This window comes from Salinibacterium sp. GXW1014, from assembly GCF_044769865.1.
Taxonomy (GTDB): Bacteria; Actinomycetota; Actinomycetes; order Actinomycetales; family Microbacteriaceae; genus Homoserinimonas.
Window position 1 is genome coordinate 121,180 of the sequence record NZ_JBIZWA010000001.1, and the last position, 9,135, is coordinate 130,314.

Below are 9,135 nucleotides of genomic sequence, written 5' to 3' on the forward strand. Positions count from 1 at the left end.
CACACGGTATTTTCAATCATTGAGTTTGTCAACTAACGCGGTCCGGGATCTGGACCCTCCGCGCGGTGCCGTCTGGATCGAGCGCCCACGCGCCGCCGGGCCGTCCCGAGAGGGGCGGCGGCAGGAGAGACTGACTGGAGACGAGGCGAAATTCCGAGACCGTGCACCGATCGAAGAGCACGGTGCCCTTCAGCCGAGCGCTCGGGAACGCTGACCATGCCGCCTGCCATTCCGCGGGATCCCCGAGGGCAAGCGGATGCTCGCCCTGCGCCCAGAGCGACGTCGCCTCCTGGGGCGAGCACAGGGCGCGTCCCGCACCGCGTGCCAATCCTGCGATCGCCGTTCGTCGCGTCGTCACCACGGCGGATACTCCGTCGCCCTCTCCCAGCCCGCAGGGCACACGAGTCCGGAACGGCGGCACGACGAGCGCATTGGGCGCGAGGGCGACCTGCACCTGCGCACCGCGCCAGCGTCCACGCCCCGCCGGCGCCGAGCCATCGTGATGGGCGCCGTCGCCGCCCGCCATGACGTGTTCCTGCCGCGACGGGAGTCGCAGGAGCAGTCGGGAGTCGAAGAGGGATGCGAGGGCCTGCATCGAGGGAGTCAGCCGCTGCGCCGCGACGGCGCAGTGCGTCGCCGTCGCTGAGCCATCGCGCAGCACCATTGCGACAAGATCCAGGAACGCCCCCGCGTGGCTGTCGGGGAAGCGGGCCACGAGGCCGTCGAGGTCATCGAGCACGAGGATCCGGTGCCGCTCACCACGGTGCTCGGCTGCACCATCCCGGAGAGCGCTGAGCTGGTCCCACGCGAGTTCGACATCGGATCCGATGTGCACGAGCTGCAGTCCGGACTCCCTCGCACCTGCGGCCACGGCGGCGAGCGCCGCTGACTTTCCCGAGCCTCGGCCCCCGAGCACCAGCAGATTGCCATGCTCAGTGGGGCACCACTTGGCAATGGGCTGGCGTTGCTCCTCCGGCAGGTCTGTGAGCCCGAACGGGATGGCCGGGCCTGCCGAGGCGGAGACTTCTTGCGTCGTCAGCACATCGTCCCACGCGATGCGGGCGGGAAGCGGAGGCAGCCACGGCCGGCGTGGCCGAGCCGTTCCCTCCCACCGCTCACCGAGGCTCCGCACGAGTTCCTGTGACGCGAGCGCCACCTGCGTCAGCACCGGCTCGTCGCCCGCGACGCTCACAAGGCATCGGCCGACCGGATGGCGCGGGAGCGACGCGGCGGCATCCGTGCCGACTACCGCCACACTGTCCTGGCTGTTGTTGACGCGGAGTGACAGTCGCAGGGCACAGTTGGCCAAGATCGCGTCGCGTACGACGCCGCCGGGCCGCTGCGTGCACAGGATCAGGTGCATCCCGAGGGATCGGCCACGCGCGGCGATGTCGGCGAACACCGGCTGGAGCTCGGGAAAGTCGGCGACCATGGCGGCGAACTCGTCGACAACGACGACGAGGCGTGGCAGTGCCACCTCGGGGCCCAGCTCGTCGATCGACCGGGCTCCCGTGCGCGCAAGCACGTGTTCGCGGTGTCGCACCTCCGCCCTCAGGCTCTCGAGGGCACGTTCGGCCGCTGCATGGTCGAGGTCCGTGAGAAGGCCCACGCTGTGGGGCAGCGTGTCGACGCCCACGAAGCTCGAGCCGCCCTTGAAATCGACGAGCAGGAAGCTGACCTCCTCTGGCGAACGTTGGCGCGCCATCGAGAGGATCCAAGCGATGAGCAGCTCACTCTTGCCGCTCCCTGTCGTGCCGCCGACGACGGCGTGTGGGCCGTCCGCGACGAGATCGATCGTGACACGGCCTGCGGCACCCGCGAGGAACGTCGCGGCGAGCGATCCCCGCCCGGTGCCGGAGGTCGAGGTCCCCGCCGCCGCCGCCGACATTGTCCACAGCGCAGCGAGCTCGACGGAATCCGGCACCGCTCCCCCACCGACGGCGAGGCCCTCCTCCTCGGCGGCTGCCATGAGTGTCGCGGCGAAGCGGGCCGCATCGACCGCCGAGACGAAGTCGGCCCTCATGGTGCGCGGCACGAGGGGCACCCCGTCGGCGTTCAAGACTCCGAGCTGCGGATGTCGCAGCATCCGGAGTTCGCCGCCCGAGACCTCGATGCCGACGCGGCATTCGCGGGGCAGCTGCTCGATCGAGTCGGCGACGACGACGGGGATGCGAACGGGCGCATCGCCCGGCCGCTGCGGCGGAGCGAGGAAATCGAGCCGCAGCCCATCGTGGCCTTCACTCGCGACGAAATGCGGGAGCGCACGATGCCACGCCTCAAAGCCACCGCGGAGTTCGAAGAGCGAGGGCGGGAGTGAATCGGCCAACTGCACGGCGACGGCTCGCGCAACCGCACGGGCCGGCACACGCGAGCCGCAGATGCCGATGCCAAGCCGCGCATCGACCGAGACCGGCGCACCCTGCAGCCTCGCGGCCTCCTCTCGGAGCGACACGAGCGCGAGGCGGCCCTCGTCGTGCTGGCCGTGCGCCGTGACTCGCCGCCGCAGCCACCGGCGCCCGACAGGCGCGTGCTGCACCTCACTCACGCCCGCGGCCTCTCCCGTCACGCGGATGCCACTCGCCCGCTCCCCGAAGCCCAGGACGATGGGCATTTCCCCTGCGACCAAGCGCCAGCGCTCCGCATCATGCAGCGCGGCGGGAAGCAGGGAACTCGCGGCGCGCAGGCTTCGCCGCAGGCCGTCACGGAGCCGGTCGTGTTCCACGAGTATGCGCTGGCGCGTTGCCGCGACATCCGCCTCGAATCTCCGCAGCTCGCGCCGGAGTCGTCGCCGGCCCTGCACCCGCGCATCGATGAGGCTGCCGAGCGCCACGAGTGGCCCCAGCACAGCGAACATGAGGGCGAAGGGTGAGCGTGTGAAGAACCAGAGCGCGAGCGAGGCGACGACAGGAGCGAGTGTCGCGAGCACCGGGAAGCTGTAGGGCTCGGGAGGCTGGGGCGGGCGCGGCAGGGCGATGTCTCGGGGTTCGATCACCCCATGAGCACAGCATTCGTGGCCGCGCTCGAAGGCCCGCTCCGAGCAGAGCGTGGAGCCGAGCCGCGGATGCGCGCGGTGGAGGAGCGGATCAGCTCACGACGAAGAACTGCTCGCCGATCTCGACGCGGCTGCCGCGCACGACCCGGTACCGCTTGTCTGCCTCGCACCGTCGAGGGGCGGCATCCGGTTCCTTGAGCACGGTGCCGTTGCCCGAGAAGCGGTCCTTGATCCAGAAGACTCCCGCCTCCTGGCCGAACTCGAGGTGCGTCTTCGACACCGAGCGCCCCGTGTCGAGCACGCGAACGAGCTGGTCGAAGAACTCCCCCGGCTCAGGACGCGGATTGCGACCAACCAGGCCGGTGCCATAGACGGTCACGCTTTCACCCGTGCTGAACTGCAGCACGAACCGCTCCCCGCCGCGGCGGTGCACGATGCGGGTCGCCTCGACGTCCTCATCGTCTGCGTCGGCTGAGGTGACGGGCGCGGCCGGGCGCCGTGATGCCGCGGGGCTCACGAGAGGAAGTGCGACAGGAGTGCTCGATACGGCCTGGGGCGGCTCCACGACGGGCGACGCTACGGCCGGAGCCGCCGAGCTCGCTTCCGCGGCGGGCTCGGCCGGGGGCTGTGCATCGGCGACACTCGTCGGAGCTGAGCTCTCATCCACAGGCGGCGACGGCACAGGCGACGACGGCACAGGCGACGACGGCACGGGCGACGACGGCACCGCATCCTCCACCTGTTCGGGCCGGGCACCGGGAGGCGACTGCACGAAGACCGGCATGGTCGGGAGAGGAGTCGCAGCGGCTGGAACGCCGGGAGCCACGAGTTCGGGTGACGTGCTGGGCGGCATGCTGGGGGCAGCCGGCGCAGGCTCGGCGCGACGCGTGTCGATGACCCCCGTGAAGGCGGCGGTGACGGACTTCGAGACAGAGCCGCATTCCCCGCAGAAGATGTCGCCGGGTCCCATCTGGCTGCCGCACTGCTGACAGGTGAGCGGGTTCCTCACGACAGGCGCGGGAGCGGGAGCAGGTGGCTCGGGTCTGGCATCACCCGTCACTTCGTCGGGCGACGTCTCGGTCGCAGCCGCCGATGCGGCATCGACCGCCGCCTCAGCCTCGGCCGAGAGGGACCATCCCTGGCTTGCGGATGCGGCGTCGCGCTGTGGCGTGGGCGGCGGCGGCACAAGACCTGCCTCTGCCGTGGGCGTTGCCGCCTGCGGGGTGGGTGCCTGCCCCGATTCCTCGGCGGGTGGCGGGGGCGTGATCGCGTCAGCGGGGGCGCTCACACGACGACCGCACTCGCCACAGAAGATCGCCCCGCGCGGCAGCGCGGTGCCGCAGTGATTGCACGTCATGTGAGGCGTCTCTCTCGGGAAAACAATTCCTTGAGACTATAGCCAGCGAGCGATCGGAGCGAGACTGTCGCCTTGAACCGTTCCCAGCGGGTGCGGGACGAGGCGATCCCCTCCTCGAGATCGCGGACCGCGAGCCACACCTGTCTCGCCTCGTCGTCGTCCACCCGCTCGGGCGCGAACACAGCACGGTCGGCGACGGATGCCAGCACGAGCGGCTGCACTCCGCCGACGGTCTCGGCAACCTCACTGCGGGTCGCCGACTTCGGCACGGCATAGCCATAGTCGACAACGATGTCCTCGAACTCGCGCCACCCGCCGCTGACGCGGGCCGCGGCGGATGCTGCCCGGTGGCGCAGGTACCGGCGGCGCGCCTTCGCAAGGAGGACGGCGAGGAACGGCGAAAGCAGGACGAGCAGCACGCCCGCGACCCACGCGAGCACCTTGAGCGCGGCGAGGAGGACGGCCATGAGGGGATCCTCGGCGGGATCGTCGTCGGGGCTGGCCTCGAGTGGAACCTGGTCGCGCCGGGGGTCTGCTTCGACGGCGGGCGGCGGCACGGGACTCTGCGGTCGCGCGACGACGGCGGGCTCCTCGGGCTCCTCATCGGGGATCTCTCGCACTGGCGGCGTCGGATCGATCGCGACCCAGCCGTACTGGGCGGTGTCGACCTCGATCCAGGCCGAGACATCCGAACCCCGCACGATGGCCGCATCTTCGCCGCTACTCTCGGGGGCGAAGCCGAAGACCACTCGCGAGGGGAAGCCGATCGCGCGGGCCATGAGCGCGGCCACGACAGAATACTGCTCCTCGTCGCCGATCATGCGCGGCTCGGTCAGGAGCTCCTGGATGCGGTCGATGCCGTGCCCAGACCTGCTGAGCGGCTCGTCGTCGGCCACACCGTGGCTGACATACCCCTCCGCCGCGAGTGCATCGAGCATCGCGTCGAGTCGTTCGCCAGCCGACTCGGCGTCGCGCACCCAGTCGTCGAGCACGATCGTCAGTTCCTCCGGCACGACGGCCGGTTCGGGCACGGCTGCCGTGCCCGGGATGAGGCGACTGAGATCATCGGGCTCGTCCGGGAGCCGGAGATCAAGCTGGTAACGGTCGCCGGCATCCAGGCCCTCGAGCACGACCCCGGAGCGTCCCGTCTCGTTGAAGAAGAAGGAGTCGCGCAGCTCGGCCGCGTTGCTCCCGCCGAACTCGATCGAGGTGAGCAGGCCGACGGTGGGAACCCAGATGCCCCGATACCCGCTCACCTGCACATCCACGCTCGCCGCTTCGCCTGCCGAGGCGTCTCGCGGGATCGCCGTCGGGAGCCGTGTGAAGGAGCCCGACTCGCTCGTCACGGCGTCGCTTCCGACGCTGAAGACGACGCCGTCGTAGGTGTCGAGGGTCGCCAATCGGATGCGCGCCCCCTCGGGCAGGTTCGTGACGGAGAACATCGCCGAGTCGGCAAGCGCCGGCTGGTGATACTTGCGGAACGCGCTCAGCGGGCTCCCGTGCGCCCGCGGGTCGAAGGGTTGCTCGACGATGTCGCGGAACACCGCCCGCTCCCCCTCCGGAGCCGAGACGGCTGCCGAGGTTCCGCCGATCGTGACGGCGACGGCGGAGATGACGATGGCGGATGCGGCGGTGCGCAGTGCCGCGAGGGTTTCGAGTGATCCGCTCCCATGCGTCGTCGCGGAGGCGAGCGCACGGATGCCCTCGCGACGCCGGTGCCATCGCCGCCAGCTCAGCCAACCGAGCACGACGACGAGGTAGAGGAGCGTGAGCGCGACCGCCGCGGGGGCATCTCGCGGCCCGAATGCGAGGCCGAGCACGAGCACGACCGTGGGCGCGAGCGCAGCGAACTCGCCCCACTCGAACCTCACGGCGACCGTCACCGCGATGACGACCGCGACGAGGATGAGCAGGAACGCCGGCACGAGGAGCGACTGGTATGCCCCGACCGGCAGTGCGATCGTGAGGAGCTGCCTCCAGCCCAGGGCCGCGGCCCTCACGAGCTCGAGTAGCCCCTCCCCCGTCGGCAGGACGCCGAAGAGCGCACTCGAGGGAATCGCGAGAGGCACTCCCAGGAGGAGATATGCGAGCACCGTCGCTACCACGAGCACGGGGCCGGGCCACCGGAATCGCGCACCAACGAGGGCGATGGCGCTTGCGGCGAGGATCGTGACCGCCGCCATGATGAGGAACTGCTGGTGCTGGTAGATCGGCCAGAATGCCGTCGCGGCGATGACCGTCGCGACGATGACGAAGGTCGTTGATGTCGCGACGAATCCGCTCGAGTTCTGGCCGCGCTGCATCATGCTGCCGCCGACCGTGCAAGGCTGCGCTTGAGGTCTTCCAGGTATCCGATCGTCAGCACGCTGAGCCCCGGCACTCTGCGGAGCCCTGGGACGGTCTCGGGGTCGCAGACGATGGCCACGACCTCGACGCCGGGAGGAAACCGTGTCGACGCCGTGCGAAGCTCGCCCGGCGTGGGCACCGAACCGCAGATCAGGAACGCAACTGACACGCCCGCGACCTGCTCCGCGGTGACACGCGCGATGTCGACAAGGCCGAGGGATGCCGCGTCTCGCTCGACGAGGGCGAGGTCATCGAGCAGGCGCCCCGGGTTGAGGGTGCTGAGTGAGCGCACCGCGAAGACCTTCTGTTTGGCGAACTCGGGTGTCGTGGCGCCGACGACGACCGAGATGTTGCGCACGTCGCGGATGGCGCGGATGCCGAGCGAACCGGCGACGCTTACCGCCATCTCGAATTCCTCGTCATTTGCGTAGTCACGCTCCGCGAGGCTGAGGGCGATGACGAGATGGCTGCGGCGGGTCTCCTCGAACTGCCGCACCATGTGCGTGCCGGTCTTGGCCGTGCTCTTCCAGTGGATGTAGCGCCGCTCATCTCCCGGCGCGTATTCGCGGAGCGCATGGAAGGAGACGTCGCTGTTCGTGACGTCCCGCGTGGGGTTGCCCTCCAGGTCGCGGATCATGCCCGTGCTCGTGCTGGGGATCGCGGTCGTGCGCGGATGCACATAGAGCTCGTGCACGTCGGTCCAGGAGATCTCGCGCCGCACGAGTCCGATGGGGTCTGCGCGCACGGTGCGCACGGGCCCCACGGGAAGCCTCCCGCGGCGGGCGGTGGGGATTGCGAACTCGTGCTCGAAACGCTCGCCCGATGACAGGCCGGGGAGGGCGAACTCGGCGAGCCCGGGGCCAATCGGCACCTCAGCCTTGACGCCGAAGGCGCGGCGGCGACTGGGATTCTCGATCGTGAGGCGCGCGGAGGCGGGATCGCCGACCACGACGCGGCTGTGCGGAATCGAGAGCTCGATCGTGAAGGCGTTGCGGCCGACGAGGTAGATGACGGCGATCAGCACGAGCACGAGCGAGCTGTAGGCGACCGCAAGGAGCTCCGGCCATCGCAGCACGTACCCGAAGACGAAGGCCGCGACCGTCACGATCGCGAGGCTCCACCCGAGCGGCGTCACGACGGCACCCACGCGCGCCGCGATCACCCCGATCCACCCGCTCACACTCCTGAGGGCGCGCACGGCCACGACGATGAGGTCGGCGAGGATGCCGTCGCGATTGCCCACAAGCCGCGAACGGGTATTGGTCACGGTGTTGGCGGTCGTACCGAGCCCCTCAGGGCGCCGCGTCGCGCTTGTGACGCTCGTGCGCGTCCTTGCGCGCGCGGCGCTGCGCGTCAGCGCGGTACGGGATGCCCCAGGCTTGAGCGCGCCGGGACGCGTCGCGGGTCGGGGCTCGTCGCTCTGTCGGCGTTCGGGCGTCACACGGCCTGCCTGTCGCTGGGCGGCGAGGTCTCCATGAGGATCTGGCTCATGACGCTCGAGGGGGTGACCCCGTCGAACTCGGCTTCGGGGTCGAGCACGAGGCGGTGCGCGAGCACGGGCTCAGCGAGTGCCTTGATGTCGTCGGGAATCACGTAGTGCCGCGCTGCGGCGGCCGCGAGTGTCTTCGCGGCGCGGATGAGGGCGAGGGCGCCGCGCACGCTCGCGCCGAGCCGCACCTCATCGGCCGAGCGGGTCGCGTCGACGAGCCGGGAGACGTAGTCGTTGACGGAGGGGTCGACGTGCACCGTGCGGGCGAGCGCCGCCATCTCCACGATCGTCGCGGCGGGAACGATCGCGGGCACGATCGTGTCGTGCGCCTTGACGCCGGCCCCCTCGAGGATGCGGAGCGTCGAAGCGTGGTCGGGGTAGCCGATCGAGGTCTTCATGAGGAAGCGGTCGAGCTGTGCCTCCGGCAGGCGGTAGGTGCCGGCCTGCTCAACGGGGTTCTGCGTCGCGATGACCATGAAGGGCGCGCCCACCGGATGCGTGACGCCGTCGACCGTGACGCGTCCCTCCTCCATTACCTCGAGGAGTGCCGCCTGGGTCTTCGGGCTCGCCCGGTTGATCTCGTCGGCCAGCACGATGTTCGCGAAGACGGGTCCCTGGTGGAACTCGAAGTCGCCCGAGCGCTGGTCGTAGATGCTCACGCCCGTGATGTCACCGGGGAGGAGGTCGGGCGTGAACTGCACCCGGTTGCTGCTGCCCTGCACGCTCTGCGCGATCGCGCGGGCGAGGGAGGTCTTGCCCGTGCCGGGGAAGTCCTCGAGCAGGAGGTGGCCCTCGCTGAGGAGCGAGGTGAAGGAGAGCTTGATCACGAAGGTCTTGCCGAGCAGCACCTGCTCGACGTTGGAGACGAGCCGGTTGAAGATGTCGGAGAACCAGGCGGCCTGTTCGGGTGTCATTGTCATGCTGTTGCCTCTCGTCGTGCCGTGGTCACTC

The 9,135-nt window shown here is 70.1% G+C and carries 5 protein-coding genes; all 5 read right to left on the reverse strand.

The genetic code is table 11. From position 1 onward, the window contains the following. Window positions 1-28: 28 nt before the first annotated feature. Window positions 29-2,992, reverse strand: coding sequence for an FtsK/SpoIIIE domain-containing protein (locus tag ACIQK7_RS00590; RefSeq protein WP_403020159.1), 2,964 nt, complete (start codon window positions 2,990-2,992; stop codon window positions 29-31). 91 nt (window positions 2,993-3,083) lie between these two features. Next, entirely contained in the window at window positions 3,084-4,349 is a 1,266-nt protein-coding gene (locus tag ACIQK7_RS00595; protein ID WP_403020161.1) for a hypothetical protein, read from the reverse strand. Continuing rightward, the gene (locus ACIQK7_RS00600; protein ID WP_403020164.1) at window positions 4,346-6,655 is read right to left on the reverse strand and encodes a transglutaminase family protein; all 2,310 of its coding nucleotides are present in this window, start codon (window positions 6,653-6,655) and stop codon (window positions 4,346-4,348) included. Before ACIQK7_RS00600 ends, ACIQK7_RS00595 begins: the two co-directional genes overlap by 4 nt. After that, window positions 6,652-8,136 (reverse strand): DUF58 domain-containing protein, encoded by a 1,485-nt coding sequence (locus ACIQK7_RS00605; protein ID WP_403020168.1) that lies wholly within the window; start codon window positions 8,134-8,136, stop codon window positions 6,652-6,654. Before ACIQK7_RS00605 ends, ACIQK7_RS00600 begins: the two co-directional genes overlap by 4 nt. Continuing rightward, window positions 8,133-9,104, reverse strand: coding sequence for an AAA family ATPase (locus tag ACIQK7_RS00610; protein WP_403020170.1), 972 nt, complete (start codon window positions 9,102-9,104; stop codon window positions 8,133-8,135). Before ACIQK7_RS00610 ends, ACIQK7_RS00605 begins: the two co-directional genes overlap by 4 nt. Window positions 9,105-9,135 lie beyond the last annotated feature (31 nt).